Source organism: Roseomonas aerilata DSM 19363 (assembly GCF_000711725.1).
In the GTDB taxonomy this organism is placed as follows: domain Bacteria; phylum Pseudomonadota; class Alphaproteobacteria; order Acetobacterales; family Acetobacteraceae; genus Roseomonas; species Roseomonas aerilata.
Genome location: NZ_JONP01000052.1, coordinates 1 through 21,072 on the forward strand (window position 1 = coordinate 1; position 21,072 = coordinate 21,072).

The 21,072-nt window shown below is 67.0% G+C and carries 19 protein-coding genes and 3 pseudogenes; 15 read left to right on the forward strand and 7 right to left on the reverse strand.

The annotated features are described in order from the left end of the window. From BO39_RS33800 to BO39_RS26100, 4 genes and pseudogenes are all read left to right on the forward strand, one after another. Positions 1 to 366, forward strand: a pseudogene (locus BO39_RS33800) (phage terminase large subunit); the annotation flags it as partial. 613 nt (positions 367 to 979) lie between these two features. Then, positions 980 to 1,396: a hypothetical protein gene (locus BO39_RS30490; protein ID WP_052402767.1), complete on the forward strand. Its 417-nt coding sequence runs from the start codon at positions 980 to 982 to the stop codon at positions 1,394 to 1,396. Between the two features lie 244 nt (positions 1,397 to 1,640). Continuing rightward, positions 1,641 to 1,856 carry a hypothetical protein gene (locus BO39_RS26095; RefSeq protein ID WP_043839287.1) on the forward strand — a complete coding sequence of 72 codons (216 nt, stop codon included), beginning with the start codon at positions 1,641 to 1,643 and terminating at the stop codon, positions 1,854 to 1,856. Positions 1,857 to 2,080: 224 nt separating this feature from the next. Further along, entirely contained in the window at positions 2,081 to 2,920 is an 840-nt protein-coding gene (locus tag BO39_RS26100) for an alpha/beta hydrolase (protein ID WP_169742852.1), read from the forward strand. A 173-nt stretch (positions 2,921 to 3,093) separates the two neighbouring features. On the opposite strand, the gene BO39_RS26105 is transcribed toward BO39_RS26100, so the two are convergent. Beyond that, positions 3,094 to 3,492, reverse strand: a complete 399-nt coding sequence (locus BO39_RS26105; RefSeq protein WP_043839288.1) for a response regulator — start codon at positions 3,490 to 3,492, stop codon at positions 3,094 to 3,096. A 65-nt stretch (positions 3,493 to 3,557) separates the two neighbouring features. Continuing rightward, positions 3,558 to 5,018, reverse strand: a complete 1,461-nt coding sequence (locus BO39_RS26110) for a sensor histidine kinase (protein WP_052402771.1) — start codon at positions 5,016 to 5,018, stop codon at positions 3,558 to 3,560. 446 nt (positions 5,019 to 5,464) lie between these two features. On the opposite strand from BO39_RS26110, the gene BO39_RS26115 reads away from it, so the two are divergent. Then, on the forward strand, positions 5,465 to 6,226 hold the full coding sequence (locus BO39_RS26115) for a Crp/Fnr family transcriptional regulator (protein ID WP_084698542.1): 762 nt from the start codon (positions 5,465 to 5,467) through the stop codon (positions 6,224 to 6,226). Here BO39_RS26115 and BO39_RS33105 read toward each other — a convergent pair. Together BO39_RS33105 and BO39_RS26125 are read right to left on the reverse strand one after the other, a co-directional pair. Further along, on the reverse strand, positions 6,223 to 6,387 hold the full coding sequence (locus BO39_RS33105; RefSeq protein ID WP_156963942.1) for a hypothetical protein: 165 nt from the start codon (positions 6,385 to 6,387) through the stop codon (positions 6,223 to 6,225). The genes BO39_RS26115 and BO39_RS33105 overlap by 4 nt on opposite strands. Before the next feature lie 196 nt (positions 6,388 to 6,583). Next, on the reverse strand, positions 6,584 to 7,348 hold the full coding sequence (locus tag BO39_RS26125) for a Crp/Fnr family transcriptional regulator (RefSeq protein ID WP_043839292.1): 765 nt from the start codon (positions 7,346 to 7,348) through the stop codon (positions 6,584 to 6,586). 770 nt (positions 7,349 to 8,118) lie between these two features. On the opposite strand from BO39_RS26125, the gene BO39_RS31760 reads away from it, so the two are divergent. Continuing rightward, on the forward strand, positions 8,119 to 8,610 hold the full coding sequence (locus tag BO39_RS31760) for a sugar transferase (protein ID WP_084698543.1): 492 nt from the start codon (positions 8,119 to 8,121) through the stop codon (positions 8,608 to 8,610). Positions 8,611 to 8,949: 339 nt separating this feature from the next. Here BO39_RS31760 and BO39_RS26130 read toward each other — a convergent pair. Together BO39_RS26130 and BO39_RS34065 are read right to left on the reverse strand one after the other, a co-directional pair. Beyond that, positions 8,950 to 9,522, reverse strand: a pseudogene (locus BO39_RS26130) (recombinase family protein); the annotation flags it as partial. A gap of 314 nt (positions 9,523 to 9,836) precedes the next feature. After that, positions 9,837 to 10,475 carry a DUF3489 domain-containing protein gene (locus BO39_RS34065; RefSeq protein ID WP_052402775.1) on the reverse strand — a complete coding sequence of 213 codons (639 nt, stop codon included), beginning with the start codon at positions 10,473 to 10,475 and terminating at the stop codon, positions 9,837 to 9,839. A gap of 461 nt (positions 10,476 to 10,936) precedes the next feature. Between BO39_RS34065 and BO39_RS33115 the strand changes: the two genes are divergently transcribed. Continuing rightward, complete coding sequence (locus BO39_RS33115) at positions 10,937 to 11,161, forward strand: hypothetical protein (RefSeq protein ID WP_156963943.1); 225 nt, start codon at positions 10,937 to 10,939, stop codon at positions 11,159 to 11,161. A gap of 336 nt (positions 11,162 to 11,497) precedes the next feature. Here the strand turns inward: BO39_RS33115 and BO39_RS33120 are convergent, their stop codons facing one another. Next, a complete protein-coding gene (locus tag BO39_RS33120; protein WP_156963944.1) occupies positions 11,498 to 11,647 on the reverse strand; it encodes a hypothetical protein in 150 nt (49 codons plus the stop codon). A 248-nt stretch (positions 11,648 to 11,895) separates the two neighbouring features. On the opposite strand from BO39_RS33120, the gene BO39_RS26145 reads away from it, so the two are divergent. The 8 genes and pseudogenes from BO39_RS26145 to BO39_RS33125 all read left to right on the forward strand — a co-directional run. Beyond that, positions 11,896 to 12,702: an ABC transporter ATP-binding protein gene (locus tag BO39_RS26145; RefSeq protein WP_052402777.1), complete on the forward strand. Its 807-nt coding sequence runs from the start codon at positions 11,896 to 11,898 to the stop codon at positions 12,700 to 12,702. Next, a complete protein-coding gene (locus BO39_RS26150) occupies positions 12,699 to 14,603 on the forward strand; it encodes an AMP-binding protein (RefSeq protein ID WP_043839293.1) in 1,905 nt (634 codons plus the stop codon). Before BO39_RS26145 ends, BO39_RS26150 begins: the two co-directional genes overlap by 4 nt. A 2-nt stretch (positions 14,604 to 14,605) precedes the next feature. Continuing rightward, positions 14,606 to 15,499, forward strand: coding sequence for a branched-chain amino acid ABC transporter permease (locus BO39_RS26155; RefSeq protein WP_043839295.1), 894 nt, complete (start codon positions 14,606 to 14,608; stop codon positions 15,497 to 15,499). Between the two features lie 4 nt (positions 15,500 to 15,503). Further along, entirely contained in the window at positions 15,504 to 16,571 is a 1,068-nt protein-coding gene (locus tag BO39_RS26160) for a branched-chain amino acid ABC transporter permease (protein WP_043839297.1), read from the forward strand. A gap of 41 nt (positions 16,572 to 16,612) precedes the next feature. Then, complete coding sequence (locus BO39_RS26165) at positions 16,613 to 17,896, forward strand: ABC transporter substrate-binding protein (RefSeq protein ID WP_043839299.1); 1,284 nt, start codon at positions 16,613 to 16,615, stop codon at positions 17,894 to 17,896. Continuing rightward, positions 17,896 to 18,735: an ABC transporter ATP-binding protein gene (locus BO39_RS26170; RefSeq protein WP_043839301.1), complete on the forward strand. Its 840-nt coding sequence runs from the start codon at positions 17,896 to 17,898 to the stop codon at positions 18,733 to 18,735. The genes BO39_RS26165 and BO39_RS26170 overlap by 1 nt, the downstream gene beginning before the upstream one ends. After that, positions 18,732 to 19,979, forward strand: a complete 1,248-nt coding sequence (locus BO39_RS26175; RefSeq protein WP_043839303.1) for a phenylacetate--CoA ligase family protein — start codon at positions 18,732 to 18,734, stop codon at positions 19,977 to 19,979. The genes BO39_RS26170 and BO39_RS26175 overlap by 4 nt, the downstream gene beginning before the upstream one ends. A gap of 189 nt (positions 19,980 to 20,168) precedes the next feature. Then, positions 20,169 to 20,998 (forward strand): annotated as a pseudogene (locus tag BO39_RS33125) (IS3 family transposase); the annotation flags it as partial. Positions 20,999 to 21,072: the final 74 nt, after the last annotated feature.

The window sequence follows — 21,072 nt, forward strand, 5'->3', positions numbered from 1 at the left end:
TGGTGCGAGCACGCCCTCGCGCCCCAGGGCTTCGCACCGGCTGCCCACCACCGCCTGCTCATCCGCGAGCTGCAGGCCGTCGCTGATGGCGTGCACGACCGGCTGATGGTGTTCATGCCCCCGGGCTCCGCCAAGAGCACCTACGCGTCAGACCTCTTCCCGGCCTGGTTCCTCGCCCAGGGCCGCGACCGCCGGGTGATCGCCACCTCCAACACCGCTGACCTCGCGGGCGCCTTCTCCCGCCGGGTACGGGGCTGGATCCGCGCCCATGGCCTGACGCTCGGGTACCGGCTGGACCGGGAGGCCGAGGACCTGTGGACCACCACGAACGGGGGCGAGTACCGGCGGCTGGCATCGGGGGCGTGATCACCGGCCTCAGGGCTGATCTCGCCCTGATCGACGACCCCGTGAAGTCCAGGGAGGAGGCGGACAGCGAGGCACGTCGGGAGCGGATCTGGGCCTGGTTCGGAGACGATCTGCGCACCCGGCTCAGGCCCGGTGCCGCCATCGTGGTGGTGCAGACCCGCTGGCACGAGGATGACCTCGCCGGGCGGCTCCTGCAGGCCCAGCCCGGCCAGTGGCGCGTGGTGTCCCTGCCTGCTGAAGCAGAGGATGACGACCCGCTGGGGAGGGCCCCTGGTCAGATGCTCTGGGGTGACGACCGCTACGGCTACGCCGCCTCGCTCACCCGCGTGAAGGCCGAGGCGAGCACCCGCAGCTGGTCGGCGCTCTACCAGCAGCGCCCCGTCCCAGACACGGGCAACTACTTCCTCGCCGAGTGGCTGCACCCGGCCGACACCCTGCCGGACCGCGCCACCCTGCGGGTCTACGGCGGCTCGGACTACGCGGTCACCTCGGGTGGGGGCGACTGGACCGTGCATGTGGTGGTCGGCATGGACCCCCAGGGGCGGCTCTGGCTGCTGGACCTCTGCGCGGGCAGACAGCGGCAGACGCGTGGATCGAGGCCTTCTGCGACCTCGTGCGCCAGTGGCGGCCGATCGGCTGGTCGGAGGAGACAGGGCAGATCAGGGCGGGCGTGGGTCCCTTCCTGGAGAGGCGGATGCGGGAGCGGCAGGCCTATGTGGCCCGCCACGCCTTCCCCACCCGCGGCGACAAGGCAGTGCGGGCGCAGTCCATCCGCGGCCGCATGGCGCTGGACGGCCTGCACCTGCCACGCGCCGTACCCTGGCGGCAGGGCTTCGCGGCGGAGCTGCTGACCTTTCCAGCGGGTCGGCACGACGACCAGGTCGATGCCCTTGGGCTGGTCGGGCAGCTCCTCGACAGGATGGTCAAGGGCAGCGCGCCGAGGCCGCAGCCGGACGAGCCGGAGGACCGCTACGCCAAGCTCTTCGCCAACGATGACGAAGAGGGCGTCACGTCCTGGAAGACCGTCTGACGACTCCCGTTTCGCTGATCGGATTACAACCTCTGGGTGCAGCTCCTGCCAACTGAGGTCGTGTGTAGAAGCGAGCATTCAGCAACGCTGAAGGGCGGCGTGGCCTCATCGTCGGATCGGCTGAACCGGATAAATCCTACAGATCCGAGGCGACACACCATATCCAGGCTGGGACTTCGCCAACCGACACGGTGTGCCCGTTCCGAGTTGGGGCGCTGAACTTCCCGAACAGGAGAGTAAAATCGTGGTTGATAACAAGTCCCTGACTGGCGATTGGAACGATGCCGCCCGCAAGAGCGAGCAGACGTGGGACAAGGAGCCCGGCAAGGACAAGAACGCACCCACACAATCGATCGAAGAGTCTATGGAGCGCACCGAGGAAGGCTACGGCTCAGGCAAGGAAGGCGCCGACCCTAAAAAGGACGACGACGGCACGACCTCAGCCAACCCCGCTGGCTGATGCGACCCGGTTCTTCCCGCCAGCATGATTATACGGGAAGAGCCGCTCCGCAGACCTCATCTCGGTCAGCTGCTGCCGATGTTGTCGCGTTTTAGTGTCCCACACACCTGTTGAAGACAGGGTTGCGGACGCCGAGGCGAATGGCAACGACACGCGCCACTAGGCGGGTACCAACCGCATAGCGCTCGGGAGGCAAGCAGGAGTTCAAGGGGAGAATGAGGCGCATGGTGTCCGTCGTTGGCCTGCTCGCGTTGGTCTGGCTCCTCGCCGTAGCTCTTCTGTGGTGGTTCCAAGAACGCGTCATGTTTCCTGCCGGGGGCGGTGTGCTGGGTGACCCATCACCAGGCTCCCACTTCTCCGCCCACGTGGTCAGAAACGCGGACGAGCTGCAACTACGATTCTGGGCTGCAGAGCCGCAGGCTGGCATGCCCGTCATCCTCTATCTGCACGGTAATGGCGGGCACGCGGGACACCGCGAGAAGGCGCTTCGGCCCTTCACTGCCGCCGGCTATGGCGTCGTACTGGCTGAGTACCGTGGCTATGGCGGGAATCCGGGTCTGCCCACGGAAAAGGGGCTGATCACCGATGCTCGTGCCCAGGCGGACTGGGCAGTAGCGCGCTGGCCGGATGCGCCTTTCGTGCTCTGGGGCGAAAGCATCGGCACCGGCGTTGCAGTCACTTTGGCTGCGGAGCGGCAATTCGCGGGAGTCATCTTGGACTCGCCCTTCACCTCAGTTCGTCAGATCGCGGCGAGCGCCTTCCGCTGGGCACCGGTTCGGTTGCTCCTGCGCCATCCCTTCGACAGCCTGGCACGCCTGCCAGAGGTAAGGGCTCCCGTCTTCGTGTTGCATGGAGAACGCGACGGCATCGTGCCCGTGGAGCAGGGCCGCAGAATGCTGGCAGAAGCTCCCTGCCCGGCCGGTGGAGCCTTCCTGCCGGGCGTCGGGCACCCAGCGCTCCTGGCCGACCAGGGGACCGCTGCCCGACAAGCAGCGCTCGGGTTCCTGGCCCGTTTACGCCAGCAGGAGATCACCTGCCCGAACTTGCAGTTGCCGACGCGCTAGCCAGCCCCTTCTGCGACAGCAATCAGCTCGTCCCCCATGTTCACCACCCACCATCGACCGTTGATCGGTGGTGAACACCCCATCGGCAAAGGAAAAGGCAGGTGACGCAGGTCCGCTTCGCGCCCATTTTGGACGGCGTCGGGTAAGTTGCCGGCGCTCAGAAGCGGACACTCTCAGACCGTGCGCGCCTGAGAGTGCAGCAGGTTCGCGATCGCTGTGATCAGCTCCGCCCGCAGGACCGGCTTTGCCAGCCGCGGGCGCTCCCGATGTGCCGGGTTTCCGCCGATCCGCATGTCGCCCGTGGTGAACAGGTAGGGCACACCGAGTTCGTTGAGCCGGTCCGCCACCGGGTAAACCGTCTCGCCTTCGCCCAGGTTGATGTCCAGGACCGCTCCGTCCAGACCAACCATCTCTTCCCCGATCAGCTCGACCGCCTGCTCGACGCTTGGCACCGGTCCCAGGACCTTGGCTCCCGCCTCGATAAGCCAACGCTCCATTTCAACGGCGATTGAATACTCGTCCTCGACGAGGAGGATACGGCGGCCAACCAGCAGCTTTCCCGTGTCGGGCATCAGATCTCGCAGTCAGGGTGTGGCGTGAGAGGCGGCAGCCATTTCGGCAGCGAACCCGAGGTTGGTTAGGTGATCGGCAATTCGATCCGGCAGCGAACGCCATCCGCCCCCAGTACATACTCGGTCCGGCCGCGCAGCGCGTAGGACAGACCTCGCTCTATCAGGTCGCGGCCGTAACCGCGCCGGGTAACCTGCCCGGGCTCCAGGTGAACACCGCTCTCGATCCAGGTGAGCGCCAGGCGGCGCCCCTTCTCGCTCCGGCTCACTTCCCAGTTGATGGCGAGCTGCCCCGTGCCGTCGCGCAAGGCCCCGTACTTCACCGCATTGGTGGTCAGCTCGTGCAGGGCCAGGGTGAAGTTCTGCACCTGACGCGACGTGAGATGCACCTCCGGGCCGGAGACCAGCACCTTCGGGGGCTTCACCTCCACATGGGCGGCGAGTTCGGCTTGAACCAGGGCGCCGATATCGGCGGTATCGCTGCCGAACTCACTGAGCAGGCCTTGAGCGCGGCTGAGCGCCTTGAGCCGCGCCTGATAGGCTGCGGCCGCCCCATCCTCACCCAGCGTCTTGGAGGCGACGGAGGCCACAACACCGAGAAGGTTGCGGCTGCGATGCTGCAGCTCACCGACCAGCACCTCCAGCCGGGCGGCGTTCTCGCGCAGCCGCTCCTCCGACCTGCGACGTTCGGTGACGTCCTGGCCGACCTTCAGGAAGCCGAGCAGGGCGCCGTTGGGACCGCGGAGCGCCCGGGTGGAACCCTCGATGAACACCCGCTTGCCGTCCTTGCGGAGGTGCCAGCGAACATTGGGCGCGACGCCCTCCTTGCGGGCGGTCTCGACCTCCCATCGATCCTGGCCGTTCTCGCGGTCCTCAGGCGTGAAGATAATGGCGCTGGGCTGCCCGATCGCCTCCTCGGCCGTCCAGCCGAACACCGCCGCCGCCCCGGGCAGCCAGTCGGTGATCCGGTCCTCTGGGTCGGAGATGAGGATGGCGTAGTCGAGTGCCGCCTCGACGGTGAGGCGGAAGCGCTCCTCCGTGGTGCGTAGGGCACGCGCGAGCAGGAGCCGGTCGATCACCGGGCCCAGGATGGTGGCGTAGGTGCGCAGGAACTGCGTGTCCTCGTCGTCGAAGTCACGCGGCCTGACATCGTCCACCTGCAGCAGGCCGTAGGGTCGCCCACCGGGGAGGAAGATCGGGACATTCGCCAGCGCGACCACCCCAGCCTCCTTCATGAAGGGTGGAACGTCGAAGCGCTCCTCCTTGCCGATGTCCTGCGTGATCACAGGCTTGGCGGCCTCGATCGCAAAGGTCTCGGACGAGTGCTCGCTCATGGGCAGGCGCAGATGGCCGACGATGCCAGGAGACCACCCCACCCCAGCCCGCACCCAGAGGGACTGCTCCTCGTGCTCGATCTCCAGGACCTTGGCGCGGCCTGTCCCTAGTGCCTCACCCACAAGGCGGCAGGCCTCGTTCAGAACTCCGTCGAGATCGTCGGAGCGCAGGGCAACATCACCAAAGTCAGCCAACACCTGCTGGCGTTTCAACATGCGTCCGATATCGGCATCACAGCCTCTCGCCCTGAACGACTCTCCGACTCTGATGTGGAGCGGCATCTCGGCCGTTGGTCCGCACGCGAGCAACGTGCGAAACGCGCAAGCAGGGCAAAAAGTAACCGCCACAGGTCACACAAGAAGCCCTCTTACCCCAGGCATCCGGACCAGGCCGAGTTACCCACCTTGCGAGCGTCGCCTGCGACATGGCGAGGCAAGATGGGCCACAAGGCTGCAACTGACGATGCAAGGCGGAGCGCCAGCGGTATGGGCTACCCCCCGACTGACAGCACCTATTCTCCCGCGGCCTAACCTATGTTGGCAGGGTCTTCCTTGTGGAAGGTCTACAGCATCCAGCGTGGCACCCCGCTTCGGGGTGCCCGGGGCATAGATCAGGTCTGCTCCTCTTGGAGCAGCACGTCATGCAACAGCACGCCACCCATCACGCCACCTCCTATACCGAGCATCCGCCCGAGCGGCTGCACCTCGTTCATAAGTTGCGGAGCATCACGGACCTGACCGCCGAGGAGCGGCAGGCCCTCATGGACCTGCCCATGACGGTTCGCAGCTACGCCAGGGGCCAGGACATCGTTAGGGAGGGCGACATCCCGAGTGAGTGCTGCCTCATCCTCGATGGCTTTGCCTCCCGCTATAAGCTGCTGCCCGACGGGCGGCGGCAGATCATGGCCTTCCACACGCCGGGCGACATGCCGGACCTGCAAAGCCTCCATATCCGCGTGATGGACCACTCCGTTGCGGCGATGATGCCGACCAAGGCAGCCTTCATCCCGCACAAGAGCATACGGGAGCTGACGGGGCGCTTTCCCGGGCTCTTGCACGCTTTCTGGCGCGATACCCTGATCGATGCCGCCATCTTCCGGGAGTGGATGATCGGGATCGGCAGGCGGGATGCCCATGAGCGCATCGCCCACCTCATCTGCGAGATGCTGCTGCGCTTCAGGGGTGTGGACCTTGCCCCGGAAGACACCTTCAAGATACCCGCGACCCAGAACGACATGGCGGACGCGCTTGGCCTGTCCAATGTTCACGTGAACCGCGTTCTGATGGATCTCCGGCGGGATGGGTTGATTACCTGGACCAACCACACGGTCAGCATCCTGAAGTGGGAGGAACTGCAGGTGCGTGGCCTCTTCGACGCGACCTACCTGCATCAGGTCCACTAGAGATGCCCCTGGCCCAGGGCATCACCTTGGCGCCGGTCCGGGTCGGGACGGACACAGCGGACGAGGACGGGCGGCTGGTCTTCGCCGGGGATCGTCTGGTCGCGGTGCTCGTGCGCCTGGCCGAGGGGCACGACGAAGCGGGCCATTGGTACCTGGAACATGGCTTCGGCAGACTCGACGTGCCCCTGCCTCCCACCTTTTCTGACCTGCACGCCGCGGAGAACTGGGTCGCGGGCAGGCTAGGGAGCTTGCCGGACGGTGACGCTACCCCGGCGCCCAGCCGGCCGCCCTTCACAGCTCCCCACCGCTTGCCATAGCGGTTGCTGCGGCCCTGGGAGACGCGATGGCGCAAAGGAGCTAGATAAGCCCCTTGAGCCGCTTGCCCGCCTCGCTCTCCGGCTCGTCCTTTACCCGGTCAAGATGCAAGTAACTGACCTCGAACTTGGCTGCTTTCCGCAGGCCAGCGGCATTGAGCACCGTCCACCGCCTCCCTTCGATCGCAATCAGTTCCTCCTCCCGCAACTTCACCAGCATGCGGTTGACGTGCACGGGTGTGAGGCCGGTCGCATCGGCTAGGTCGGACTGGGTGATCGGGAAGTCGAATGACTGGTCTTTGATGACGCCCACCGCCCGCATCCGCAGCATCACCTCGTAGATCAGGAAGGCGATACGGCCGTAGGCGTCACGCCGCCCTTCGTCGATGATGCGCTCGCGCAGCACACCCTCGTCCTGCAGGGTGTTCCACCAGAAGGCGAGCGCGATGCCAGGGCGGTGGAGCATCAGGTCCCGCATGATGTCACCCGGGACCGAGGCGATGACGCTCGGCGCCAGGGCACAGATGCTGTGGTCCATCTCCTTCAGGATGAAGATCTCGGCGTCGCAGGGGTGGCCCGGCACGAGGAAGGCCATGATTTGCCGACTGCCGTTCTCCAGCAGCTTGTAACGGCAGGCGAGGCCGGACAGGACGATGTGGATGTCGGGCGAGTGCTCACCCTCGCGGATGATGTCCTCTCGCGTCCCATACTCCTGCTGGCGACTGGATGTGAGGTCGTTCAGCGAGCGCCTGTCCTCGTCAGAAAAGCGCCTGTACTGCTCCATCTTCATGACGAGCGGACTGTCCAAGAGCCTCTCCTTTGCCGTCTGACGGCGCCTGCGGGTCAATGCTTATAACGAGCACCGAAACCAGGGACGGGTTTCCCTTTTGCTCGATCCGCGGCGACCGGGATTACCTCCTGCCGGATGAACGATCAGGAACCCAAACGGCCAGCTAACGGCGAGCTGAACAGAGGTCAGCTTCTTGTGCTCTCCCGCCTGGAAGCCGCCGTTCCGCTCTCGGCCAAGGTCGGACAGAGGCAGATGTCGACTCCAGACGGAGCGGCACACCACCAGAGCGCTACGCCCCAAGTCGCTCTATCACCCGCGAAACCGTGGTGTGGGTCGATACCGCCCCTCCCCGCGGTGTCGGCACGCCCCTCGCCATCAGCGCCCGCGCAAGCCCCTGGTGCGTGGTAATCCCCTCTGCCCGAAGCGCTTCCGCTTCGAGCGCGAGCCGGTGTGCGGTCCGCCGTCCTGTCGCGCCTCTGCGGCTGCAGTGGCACAGGGGGGCTCCAGCCGCCCTCGATGGTTCTGAGTACTGTCCGCGCTGCCTGCCCCGCCACTATCGTCCTGCTGGCTTGCTCTAGGACTTGGCTCGTGCCCTCCCCGCCGTGACGGTCACGCAGACCTTCTCTGCGGCGGAAAAGACTTCAGTACAGGAACGCAGAAAGCGCTCAGGCTGGAACGGAAGAGTTTTGCAATGATTTATTAGTGATTAGTTCATATTTTAGACGTAACGGCGCCATGCTCGCGGTATTGAAGCCCCTGTGGCTCCCCCCAGCCCATGGACCAATGTAATGCCCCTCTCGCTCATGCTGAACCGCGATGCTCATCGCCCTGAGCAGAGCCGCGCCGGAAATTCGCCAGCTGGGACCTTCTATCGACGGGTTGTTGACGTAATCGCTGGGGCGTTCATGCTCCTGCTGACGCTTCCCCTGTTTGTGCTGACCGCCCTGGTTGTCCGGCTGAGCGGTCCTGGTCCCCTGCTCTGCCCCGAACTTTGTCTCGGGGCTGGAGGTCAGGTCTTTGGTCTCCTGACCTTCCGAGGTCCGATGGCTGCTTACAGTTCCGCTCTGCCCCTGAAGCTCACAGCGCTGGGACGCCTCATCCATCTCACCCGCGTTGATCAGCTTCCCGTTTTTCTCAACCTTGTCCGCGGGGATCTGACCCTGGTGGGTCCCTGTCCGCAACCGCTCAACACGCCAGGGGCGCAGGAGGCCGCCAAGTTCGGCGCTTACCTCAAGCCGGGGCAAAAGCCGGGTTTGACCGGTTGGTGTGGCCGGAACTGAGATCTGCCGCCTCTAGCGGTTGATCTGCACCGCGGCCGGACCTTAGCCCGCCGTCACCAGATGAAGCGAGCGATGAGCCACCACAAGGCTGCGGAGCTGCCTGCAATGACCAGCCCCGCAGCCCCAACCGGCAAGCGCTCTGGTCTATCCCGATCCGTCCCGGTCAGATGATCCAGGAGAGGTGTTGCGGCATCCTGCTCGCACGTGACCACTACACCTCGTGCGGTAGCGCTTTTGCTGTTGGTCGCCAGGGCCATGTGACTTCCTCCGCGCCGACTGGGCTCGCGTCACTCATGCGGCCCTGATAGTAGGTTGTGCGGCCGGATAGTTCCACAACCGTTAAGGCGGAAAATTCATTCCGCAGGACCTACATCGTCTGCGCAGCAGGTCCGGAAGGACGCCGCGTGACGGGGAGCTCTGCTCCGAGCCGTTCAATACCGGCGCCACCGTCGTGTGGGTCCATACCACCCCTCCCCGCGGCGTCGGCACCCCTCTCTTCGTCAGCGCCCGCGCAAGCCCCAGGTGAGTGCTGATCCCCTCAGCACGGAGCGCTTCCACTTCCAGAGAAAGCCGGTGCGCTGTGCAGGTAGCCTGCTCCCGGCGCGCCTCCGCGGCTGCGGCGGCACAGGGCGGCTTGTGCGACCTCCACCCTTGATCCCCGCCGAGCACCGCCTCACGTGCCCGCGCCGCCGCCAGCGCTGCCCGCGTGCGCTCCGAGATCAGCTCCCGCTCCTTCTGCGCCATGGCGGCGTAGACCCGCATCATCAGGTCGTCCGCACCGGGCGTGTCGGCTGTGCGAATCGAGATACCTTCCTCCAGCAGCCCCGAGAAGGTGTGAGCGCGCCGGGTGATCCGATCGAGGCGAGCTGCGCCCAGCACCGCTCCAAGTTGCCTGCAGCGGGTCAGCGCCGTCTGGAACCCGGGTCAGCGATCGTCCTTGCCCGAGGCGATATCCTGGCACTCGACAACCAGGATCCAGCCCTCCCGTTCGACGAAGGCGCGGACGCTGGCCTGCTACGCCTCGAGCCCCAGGCCTGAGTGCCCCTGCTCGGCGGTGGAGACCCGGTACAGCGCCACCGCGTACCGGGGCTGGGTCGAGTGGCGACGAGGAGCGGCCATCAGCCCTGCTCCCCAGTGGCGATGCGGTAGACGCTGTAGCCGCCCTTCGCGCCCTGAGCTCCCGGCCCGGCCTGTCGCACTCGCTCCAGCACCTCGACCGTGTGGCCCTACTTTTTCAGCCCGGCCAGGAAGCCGCGGACCGTATGCTGGGTCCAGCCGGTCGCCTCCATGACCTGGGCGATCGTGGTGCCCTCTGTCCGGTATAGGAGAGTGAGGACGGCCTGCTGCTTCGTGCCTTCACGTGGGCGGCGTGGGGCCGAGGGGTCACAGGCAGAGCGGGGCGTCACAGCGCGGCTCAGGGCGGCGTGGAGGCCCTCGACAGCGCCCGACAGGCTGGTCTGGCCCTCCCCCGCGTCCCAGGCCACTAGCAACGCCGTTGCGGCAGCCCGGAGCGCGTTGCTGGACCGCGGCGTGGCAAACAGGCCCATAGGCATCTCTTGCGCCCCAGGCGCGCCCAGCATCGCTCGCTCGCCTTCGCCGCCCTTCTGCGCGCCCACAGCATCCCCTCTGGTCACCTCGTCTGCGTCGGTGCCCCTCACCGCCGCCAGCCCGGCCGCGCTGATCCGGAGCGTCGTGGGTGAACCTTCCAGGGAGGGCACCTCCTCCAACAGCCCTGCCCTGAGCAGGCTCCCGAACACCGCATGGCGAGCTGCAGCTGGCAGGGCCGGCGCCTCGGCCAGCCCTGTTGGATGTTGGACGGCGGCGCTGAGGATCTGCGCTTGGGTGGGGGAGAGCGGCTTTGTCATCGTCAGGTCCTTGGATCGGACCCGATCAGCCGGGTCCTACGACCCAGGGCCCCGCTGCCGGTCTGCAGGGTGGCCAGGATAGGAGGTACCTCCCGTCCTGCATGACGACGCTTCGCTCTATTCAGAGCCTAAGCCATGCGGCTTTGGCACCGGGCCGCTCAACTTTGCAACCGTCATCGGCGCTTACATGTTCCCGTCTTGTTCTGATCGCCTTAACCTGAACCGGCCGATCCGATTCGTGCGAGCCCTGCCGTGCTGAACCTTCGCCCCTCCCCTCCTCAGCCCGTCACAGCCGACCGTGGGCGCGATGAGCTCATCGCCCTCTGGAACGCCGCAGCACCTGAGACGCGAACGCTCATGCTGGCGCAGGTCCGGGCCTGGGCAGAGGTTAAGGGCCGCCTGCCGCGGGTAAATGCGGCGGATCTCCCGACCGACGCTGCCGGCGGGCAGGGTTGAGCGGCATGACCACTGAACGGGCGGGCGATGACCCGCTAGTGCCAACGACGGCTGAGGAGATTGTGGCGGCTCTCGCCCATGCGCTGCGCTTTGACGCCCGCGGCAAGGCCCGACGCGGCGGCGGCGACTTTGCAGCGAGCTTGGCTGGCAAGCGCTTGACGGAGCACCTGCGGCAGGCCGGCTTCGTGCTCATGCGCGGCCGCGGCGGCCGCCCGCACAGCACCGGCTGAGCGTGCCGGCTTCCCTGGCCTTAGCCTTCAGTGAGCAGCAGCACGACAGGGCGCCCCTGTCCGTCGCAGACGGCGTGAAGCTTGGAGTTCAGCTCCCCCTTGGTCCGGCCGAGGCACCGGGGAAAAGTCCCCCTTTGAGAAGGCTGGCCGCGGTGCAGTGTGCCTTGAGGTGGGTGGCGTCGACCGGCAGGCACTCGGGCTCACCAGCGCAACTGGCAGGCCCGGCGAAGATGCGGTTGAACATGCCCGGGCGGCTACATCGCACGAGGTGGTTGTACAGGGTCTTGCGCGGCCCGTACTCGCCAGGCTCGTCGCGCCAGCGCCGCCCGTTCCGGATCACGCGGCGGGTTCGGAGTACTGCCCGGGACGCCGCAGGCTGACGCTGACGACCCGTTCGTCATCCACCCGTGGCACCCCGCGCGAGAGCAGGACAAGAGGCGCGATCCGCCGCACCTGCGCCCTCGTGAGCCAGAACAGGTCGGCCATGGCAGCACCTCCGGCCACCATGGAACCAGCCATCCAGATCAGGCGCCAACCTTAATTCATGGGGCCTGACCTTGGAGATGTAACAGAATTTCATAATAGCCCAGATCCTCTCAGAACATAGACGTCCTTCCGCCGCTGCCCGTGGATCTAGTGCCTCCTCCATGCTCATTGCTTGTTTGAAACCCCTTGCCGGCGCCTCGCCCGCCCCCCATGCTCGTCTTAATAAGAAGTCATAAGGGAGCGTTCGGGTGGGCGAGGGCGAGCCGATCCTGCGGGCGAATTCCGTGTCGCTGCGCTTCGGCGGCATCAGGGCACTGACGGAGGTCTCCTTCGCCATCGAGCGCGGTAAGATCTTCTCGATCATAGGCCCGAACGGCGCCGGGAAGACTTCGATGGTTAACTGCGTGTCCGGCCGCTACCGCCCAAGCGAAGGGCAAATCCTGTTCGACGGTAACGATATCACCCGGCTGCGGCCAAATCGGCGGGCGGCCCTTGGGCTCGGGCGCACCTTTCAGAACTTGGCACTGTTTGGGCACATGAGTGTGCTCGACAACATCATGGTCGGCCGTCACCACCTACTGAAATCCGGGTTCCTGTCGGGGATGGCCTACTGGCTGGGCGGCGCTCAGGAGGAGGAGCTGCGGCACCGGCGCGAGGTCGAGGAGATCATCGACTTCCTCCAGATCCAGCACATCCGGAAGGCCCAGGCGGGCACCCTGTCCTACGGGCTGCGCAAGAGGGTTGAACTGGCGCGAGCGGTGGCGCTGCGGCCGAAACTCATCCTGCTCGACGAGCCGATGGCCGGCATGAACCTCGAGGAGAAGGAGGACATGGCGCGCACCATCCTCGACCTGAACGAGGAATGGGGCATGACCATCCTCATGATCGAGCACGACATGGGCGTGGTCATGGACATCTCCCACCGCGTGATGGTGCTCGACTTCGGCCGCAAGCTGACGGAGGGCCGGCCGGAGGAGGTGATGGCGCATCCGGATGTCCGCCATGCCTATCTCGGCGAGGTCGACGAGGCGCCGAGCGAGGCGGTGCCGGCATGACCGGCGGCCCCGCGGGGCGGGAGGACTGCTTCCCCCGCCTGCTCCGCCGCAACGCGCGGGCCCATGGCGGGGAGGTCGCGCTGCGGGAGAAGGACCTGGGCATCTGGCGGTCCTTCACCTGGGGCGAGTACGAGGCGCGAACGCGCTCGATCGCGCTCGGTCTCCTCGGCCTGGGCGTCGGCGCCGGGGACGTGGTGGCGCTGATCGGCGACAACCGGCCGGACTGGGTCATGGGCGAGGTCGCGGCCCATGCGCTGGGCGCCCGTTCCCTCGGCCTCTACCGCGACGGGCTCGAGGACGAGGTGGCCTATCTCCTCGCCCATGCCGGCGCCACGGTGGCGATCGCCGAGGACGAGGAGCAGGTGGACAAGCTCCTCAACGTCGCGGAGGCGGTGCCAGGGCTGCGGCACATCGTCTACTCGGACCCGCGCGGGATGCGGAAGTACTCGGACCCGCGCCTGCTACCGATGGCCGAGTTGGTCGCTCAGGGGGAAGCGGCGCACGCGGCCGACCTGGGCGCCTGGGACAGGATGGTGGACGCGGTGGACGCGGACCGCGTGGCCGTCCTGTGCACGACCTCGGGCACGACCGCGCGGCCGAAGCTCGCGATGCTGAGCGGGCGGGCGCTGGTGCGGCACGCCGAGACCTATCTCGCCGCCGATCCCAAGGGGCCGGCGGACGAGTACGTCTCCGTCCTGCCGCTGCCCTGGATCATGGAGCAGATGTACGTCTTCGGCTTTGGGCTGGTGGCGCGCATGCGCGTCTCCTTCGTGGAGGAGCCGGAGACGATGATGGCCGATTTCCGCGAGATCGGCCCCAGCTTCGTCCTCTTCGCGCCGCGGGTGTGGGAGACGCTGGCGGCGGACGTGCGGGCGCGGGTGATGGATTCCTCGCCCCTGAAGCGCCGCGCCTTTGATTGGGGCATGCGCCTGGGCCTGGCCGCACAGGCCCGGGGCCGGCGCTCGAAGCTCGCGGATCTTCTCCTGTTCCGGGCACTCAGGGACCGCATGGGCTTCACGCGCCTGACCTCGGCGGCGACGGGCGGCGCCGCGCTGGGCCCCGACACCTTCCGCTTCTTCCAGGCCATGGGCGTTCCGCTCCGCCAGCTTTACGGCCAGACGGAGAGCCTCGGCGCCTACACCATCCACCGGCCGGGGGAGGTGGACTTCGACACAGTCGGCGTACCCTTCGAGGGCGTGGAGCTGCGGGTGGACGATCCCGACGTGAACGGCGTCGGCGAGATCCTGACGCGGCACGGGAACATGTTCCAGGGCTACCACGGGGTGGAGGGCATCCCGGACATGCGGGACGGCTGGCTGCATACCGGCGATGCCGGCTACTTCGACAAGGCCGGGCACCTCGTGGTGATCGACCGCATCAAGGACATCGCCACCACCGCGCGCGGCGAGCGGTTCAGCCCGCAGTTCATCGAGAACAAGCTCAAGTTCAGCCCCTACGTCGCCGAGGCCGTGGTGCTGGGGGACGGCCGGCCGCACCTAGCGGCGCTGCTCTGCATCCGCTTCCCCATCGTGTCCAAATGGGCGGAACGGCAGCGAATCTCCTTTACGACCTACACCGACCTCTCGGCCCGGCCGCAGGTGCTGGAGCTGTTGCGGGAGGAGGTGGAGAAGGTCAACGCCACCCTGCCGCCGGCCCAGCGCATCCGCAGCTTCGTGCTCCTTTACAAGGAGCTTGACGCGGACGACGAGGAACTGACGCGCACGCGGAAGGTCCGCCGCGGCGTGATCAACGAAAAGTACGGCACGATCATCGAGGCGATCTACGCCGGCGAGAGGGCGATCCCCGTGGACACCACCATCGCCTTCCAGGACGGCACCCGGCAGCGCATCCGCACGGTGCTGTCCGTCGCCGCCACCGAGCCCGCGCGGGAGGATGCCTGACCATGGATGGCACGCTGCTGTTCCAGCTGACGCTCAACGGGCTGATCGTGGGCGCCCTGTACGGCGTCGTCGCGATGTCCTTCGTGCTCATCTACAAGGCAAGCCAGGTCGTGAACTTCGCCCAGGGCGAGTTCCTGCTCGTCGGCGCCTGGATGTGCTGGTGGTTCCTGACGGAGTGGCAGCTGCCCTTCGTGATCGGCTTCCTGTTCACGCTCGTCTTCATGACCTTGTTCGGGATCATCCTGCAGGTGGTGGTCCTCCGCCCGCTGATCGGGGAACCCGTCATCAGCGTGATCATGGCCACCATCGGCATGGGGATCTTCTTCCAGGCGCTGATGAAGTGGATCTTCGGCGTCTTCGCCAAGCCCTTCCCGCCGGTCTTCACCGCCGAGCGCGTTTCGGTGCTGGGGCTGGAGGTGCAGACGGCCTACCTGCTGTCGCTCGGCATTTCGGTCGCCATCATGGCGGGGTTCGGTTGGTTCTTCCGCTACTCCCGCCACGGACTGGCGATGCGGGCCACCGCCTTCGACCAGCAGGTGGCGCAGTCGCTCGGCATATCGGTGCCGCGCGTCTTCGCCATGTCCTGGGCCATCTCCGCCGTGGTCTCGGCCGTGGCCGGGGTGACGGTCGGCATGGTGAACGGCGTCTCCTCCGCACTGTCCTTCTACGGCATCAAGGTGTTCCCGGCCGTGATCCTCGGCGGCCTCGATTCCATCCTCGGCGCGGTGCTGGGCGGGCTGATCGTGGGCGTGCTGGAGAACCTGGCCCAGTACGTGGACAGCCAGTGGCTCAACTGGGGCAACATGTACCAGGTGGCGCCCTTCTACGCGTTGCTGCTCATCCTGCTGATCAAGCCCTACGGGCTGTTCGGCACCAGGAATATCGAGCGGATCTGACGGCATGACCGTGATGACGCCGGCCGGCGACTTCCGCACCAGCTACCGCGCCGACACGACGATCTTTCCCACACGGGGCAGCCGGGCCGCGCTCTGGGCCGGGCTCGCGGTCCTGCTCTGCGCGCCCCTGGTGCTCGACCGCTACCTGCTCAGCCTGCTGATCAATGTAGGAACCCTGGGTATCGCGGCCCTCGGGCTGAACATCCTCGTGGGCTTCACGGGGCAGATCAGCATCGGTCACGCAGCCTTTTTCGGCTTTGGCGCCTTCTCCTCCGCCTGGCTGCACGAGAGCTTCGGCCTCCCCGTGCTGCTCTGCATTCCCGTGGCCGGGCTGATGACCGCCCTCGTCGGGCTCGTCTTCGGCGCGCCGGCCGCCCGGCTGAAAGGACTCTACCTCGCGATCGCGACCTTGGCCGCCCAGTTCATCCTCGAGGACTTCTTCGCCCGCGCCCGCTGGTTCACCGGCGGCGTGGCCGGAAGGCTGACCGAGAGCCCGGCGATCGGCAGCTTCGCGCTCGACCGGGAGGAGAGCTACTTCTACCTCGTCCTCGCCTTCGTCATCATCATGTTCGTGGCCGCGGCCAACCTGATGCGGACGCGGGACGGGCGGGCGCTGGTGGCGGTGCGGGACCACTACCTCTCGGCCGAGATCATGGGCATCAATCTCGCCTACTACCGGACCCTGTCCTTCGGCATCGCGAGCTTCTACGCGGGCATCGGCGGCGCGCTCTACGCCCACCACCTGCAGTTCGTCAGCGTCGAGGCCTTCAACATCCTCTTCTCTATCCAGTTCCTGGGCATGGTGATCATCGGAGGCCTGGGTTCCATCATGGGCAGCCTGATGGGCGCCGCCTTCATGGTGGCCCTGCCGGAGGTCGTGCAGGCCGCGGCGGACGCCCTCGCGGGCGGCGCGATCGATCGGGCCCTCAAGATCGGCGGTAACATCTCCTTCCTGCGGGAGATGGCGATCGGTGCCGCCATCATCCTCTTCCTCATCTTCGAGCCGGATGGCCTGGCGCGTCGATGGAAGCTGATCAAGGCCTACTGGAAGCTCTATCCTTACTCCCACTGAGAACGAGCCGCGCAACAGCGGCCATTGGAGGAATGCGGATCATGAAGACAGCCCTCGCCATCGCCGCGGCCGTGGCCCTCGCCACCCCGGCGCTCGCCCAGCAGCGCATCCCGGTCGGGCACCTGATGGACAATTCGGGCGCAACCTCTGACGTCGGTGTGCCCTATGGCCAGGGCGTCGCGGACACGCTTGCCTGGGTGAACCAGACGCGGCAGGGCGTCGCGGGGCGCCAGCTCAATGTGCTCGGCTTCGACTACGGCTATCAGGCGCCGCGCGCCGTCAGCCAGTACCAGTCCTGGACGGGCCGGGACCGCGTCGTCGCCATCCAGGGCTGGGGCACGGCGGATACCGAGGCGCTGGTGCGCTTCGTGAACCGCGACAAGATTCCCTTCGTCTCCGGCTCCTACTCCGCCGCCCTGACGGATGCGGGCGGCAAGTCCGGGCGCCAGGGCGTCGAGGCCTCGCCCTACAACTTCTTCTTCGGCCCCTCCTACTCCGACGCGCTGCGCGGGATGCTCCGCTGGGCCGCCGACGACTGGAAGGCCAAGGGCGGCCAGGGCCGGCCGAAATACGTGCACATGGGTGGCAACCACCCCTACCCGAACTCGCCGAAGGAGGCGGGGGAGGCCATGGCGCGGGAACTGGGCTTCGAGGTCCTGCCGGCCATCCAGTTCGCCCTCACGCCCGGCGACTACACCTCGCAGTGCCTGACCCTGAAGCAGCAGGGCGCGAACTACGCCTATCTCGGCAACACCGCGGGCTCGAATATCTCCGTGCTGCGCGCCTGCCAAACGGCCGGGGTTCAGGTGCAGTTCATGGGCAATGTCTGGGGCATGGACGAGAACGCCATGAAGGCGGCCGGCGCTGCCGCCAACGGCGTGGTCTTTCCCGTCCGGACCCAGGTCGTGACAGGGCAGGACGCGCCGGGCATGGAGACGATCAGGGCGATCAGCCGCCTCTCCGACCCCACCGGGAACGTCTACCGCCCGGTGCACTACCTCGCCGGCGCCTGCGCGGCGATGCTGATGGTGGAGGCCATGGACACGGCCGCCGCCAATGGCGGGCAGGTGACGGGGGAGCGGATCCAGCGCGGCTTCTACGAGCGCACGAACTGGGTGCCGAAGGGATTCGAGGGTGTCTGCACTCCCTCTACCTTCACCAACGAGGACCATCGCGGCACGATGCGCGTCGCGATCTACCGCGCCGTCGTGTCCGGTGACACCTCGCAGGGGAGCGTCGCGGAGCTGATGCGGGCGGGCACCATGCGGCTGGAGCCGGTGACGACCGTGGAGCTCGAGCGCAAGCGCGAGCTGCTGGGCTGGTGATGCTGGACGCCGTGCAGCGGCCGGCCCCCGCGGCGGCGGCGCAGCCCGCGCGGCCGCTGCTGGAGGTCTCGAACATCGAGGTCGTCTACAGCGACGTCATCCTGGTGCTGCGCGGACTCTCGCTCTCCGTGCCGCAGGGGGGGATCGCGGCGCTTCTCGGAGCCAACGGCGCCGGGAAGTCCACCACGCTGAAGGCGATTAGCGGCCTGCTCAAGACCGAGGAGGGCGAGGTCACGCGTGGCGAGGTGCGCTTCGCGGGTGAGCGGATCGACGGCATCGATCCGCACGAGATCGTCCGCCGAGGCATCTTCCAGGTCATGGAGGGACGACGGATCGTGGCCGACATGACCTGCCTGGAGAACCTTCGCCTCGGCGCCTTCACGCGCCGGGACGGGGAGGTCCGGCAGGACATCGACATGGTTTATTCCTTCTTCCCGCGCCTGAAGGAGCGGACGGGCCTGGCCGGCTACCTTTCGGGGGGGGAGCAGCAAATGCTGGCGATCGGGCGCGCGCTTATGGCGCGGCCGAAGCTCATCCTGATGGACGAGCCCTCGATGGGCCTGTCGCCGCTGCTGGTGAAGGAGGTCTTCGGCATCATCCGGCGCATCAACACGGAGCTGGGCGTGACGATCCTGCTGGTCGAGCAGAACGCGCGCATGGCGCTCTCGGTCGCCGACTACGGGTATGTCATGGAGCAGGGAAAGGTGGTGCTGGACGGCACCGCCGAATCCCTCGCGGCGAACGAGGACGTGAAGGAGTTCTACCTCGGCGGGCACGGGGCGGAACGGAAATCCTTTCGCAACCTCAAGTCCTACAAGCGCCGGAAGCGCTGGCTGTGAGCGGGTTCTTCGACGCGCTCGAGACGCGCGAGCCCGCCCTCCGCGAGGCGGCGCTGATGGCGCGGCTGCCCGCCTTCCTCGCGCGGGCGGCGGCGGGCTCGGCCCACGCCGCGCGGGTGCTCGGCAGGGCGGAGCCGGGGGATATCATGTCGCGCCCGGCGCTCGCGGCGCTGCCGCTGACCCGAAAGTCGGACCTGATTGAGGCCCAGGCGGCGGCGCCCCCCTTCGCAGGGCTGAACGGGGTGCCAGTTGGCTCGCTCGCGCGCATCTTCGTCTCCCCTGGTCCGATCCATGAGCCGCAGGGGCAGGGGACCGATACCTTCCGCTTCGCCCGCGCGCTGCACGCAACAGGGCTTCGTGCGGGCGATGTGATGCAGAACTGCTTCGCGTATCACTTCACCCCTGCCGGCTTCATGCTAGAGGGCGGCGCCCGCGCGCTGGGCTGTCCGGTGATCCCCGCCGGGACCGGGAACACCGAGGCGCAGGCGCGCGCGATGGCGCATCTCCGCCCGCGCGCTTACTCGGGCACACCGGACTTCCTGAAGACGATCCTCGAGCGCGCGGACGAGCTGGGCCTCGATGTGTCGTCCCTCCGGCTCGGCCACGTCTCGGGCGGCGCCTACCTTCCGGCGCTCCGTGGGTTCTACGCCGATCGCGGGCTCACCGTGCTCCAGTCCTACGCGACCGCGGAGTGCGGCGTGATCGCTTATGAGAGCGAGGCGCGCGAGGGGTTAATCCTGGACGAGGAGGTGATCGTCGAGATCGTCCGCCCCGGCACCGGCGATCTGGTGGCGGAGGGCGAAGTCGGCGAGGTGGTCGTCACGGTCTTCGACGAGGCCTACCCACTGATCCGCTTCGCGACGGGCGATCTTTCGGTGTTCCTGCCGGGCACCAGCCCCTGCGGCCGAACGAACGTGCGAATCCGCGGATGGATGGGGCGCGCCGACCAAGCCGCCAAGATGCGCGGCTTGTTCGTACGGCCGGAGATGGTGGCGGAGATCGCCCGCCAGTGTCCAGGGCTCGGCCGAATGCGGCTGGTTATCTCGGAGGAAGCGGGACACGACCAGATGGAGCTGCGTGCAGAGGTGCCCCGTGGCAGCGTCGAGGAAGCCACCCTGCGCGACCGGTTGGCCGCCGTATTGCAGAGCGTCACGCGCCTCCGGGGTGGGGTCTCCCTCGTTCCAGCGGGCACGCTGCCGAACGATGGGCGCATCATCGACGACACTCGGCCACTGCCGACCTGAGGATCTTATCCGGGAGCCTGCGCCGGCGAGGCTATTGGCGCGGCCACGTCGTGCGGTCCGACGAGGGGCTCGGCTACAACCCTCCGCGTTGGTCCTGGCCTGATCCTGGCCTGGTCCTGACCTCGGAACTGGTCCGGCGTAGGTGCAAGTTTTTCGGGCACTGTAAGCCGCTGAGGAGGGGTCGGTGCCATGAAGCAGAAAAGGCACACGGACGAACAGATTGCCTTTGCCCTGAGGCAGGCGGAGAGCGGCACGGCGGTTGCCGAGATCTGCCGCAAGCTCGGGATCTCGGAGCTAACCTTTTACAGATGGAAGAAGCAGTTTGCCGGGATGGGGACGGCCGAGATCCGTTGGCTGAAGCAGTTGGAGGAAGAGAATGCCAAGCTTAAGCGGCTGGTCGCCGACCTGAGCCTGGACAAGACCATGCTGCAGGACGTGCTGCGTAGAAAATAGTGAGGCCTGCCTTGCGCCGTGAAGTATTGCGCCATCTGCAGGGCGCCTACGTCATCGGCGAACGACGGGCCTGCCACGCGACAGGGTTTCACCGCTCGTCGCAGCGTTACCTCCCGCTGCGTGACCCGCAGACGGAGCTGCGGATGCGGCTGTGTGACCTGGCCGCAGCCAGGGTCCAGTACGGCTACCGACGCCTGCCCGTGCTGCTACGGCGTGAGGGGTGGCCTGTGAACCACAAGAGGACCTACCGGCTCTACGCCGAGGAGGGGCTGGCGATCCGCTCCAAGCTGCCGCGGAGCAAGCGAGCTTGGCGCTACCGGCGAGGGCGTCCAGGCGTGACCGCGCCAAACGAGATCTGGGCCATGGACTTCATGTCCGACCAGCTGTTCGACGGGCGCCCGATCCGGAACCTGACCGTGGTCGACATCCACACGCGAGAGGGGCTCTCGACGACACCGAGAGCCGACTTCAGGGCGGCCCAGATCGTCGATGCCCTGGATCAGCTCGTGCGGACTCCGGGCAAGCCGAAGAGCCTGAGGGTTGATAACGTCCTAGAACGGGAAGGCGCGGGACGCTTTGGCCAACAAGTCTCCATCGCCAGTTTGCACTGACGTCAGAACGCGCAGCAACACAAAACCAG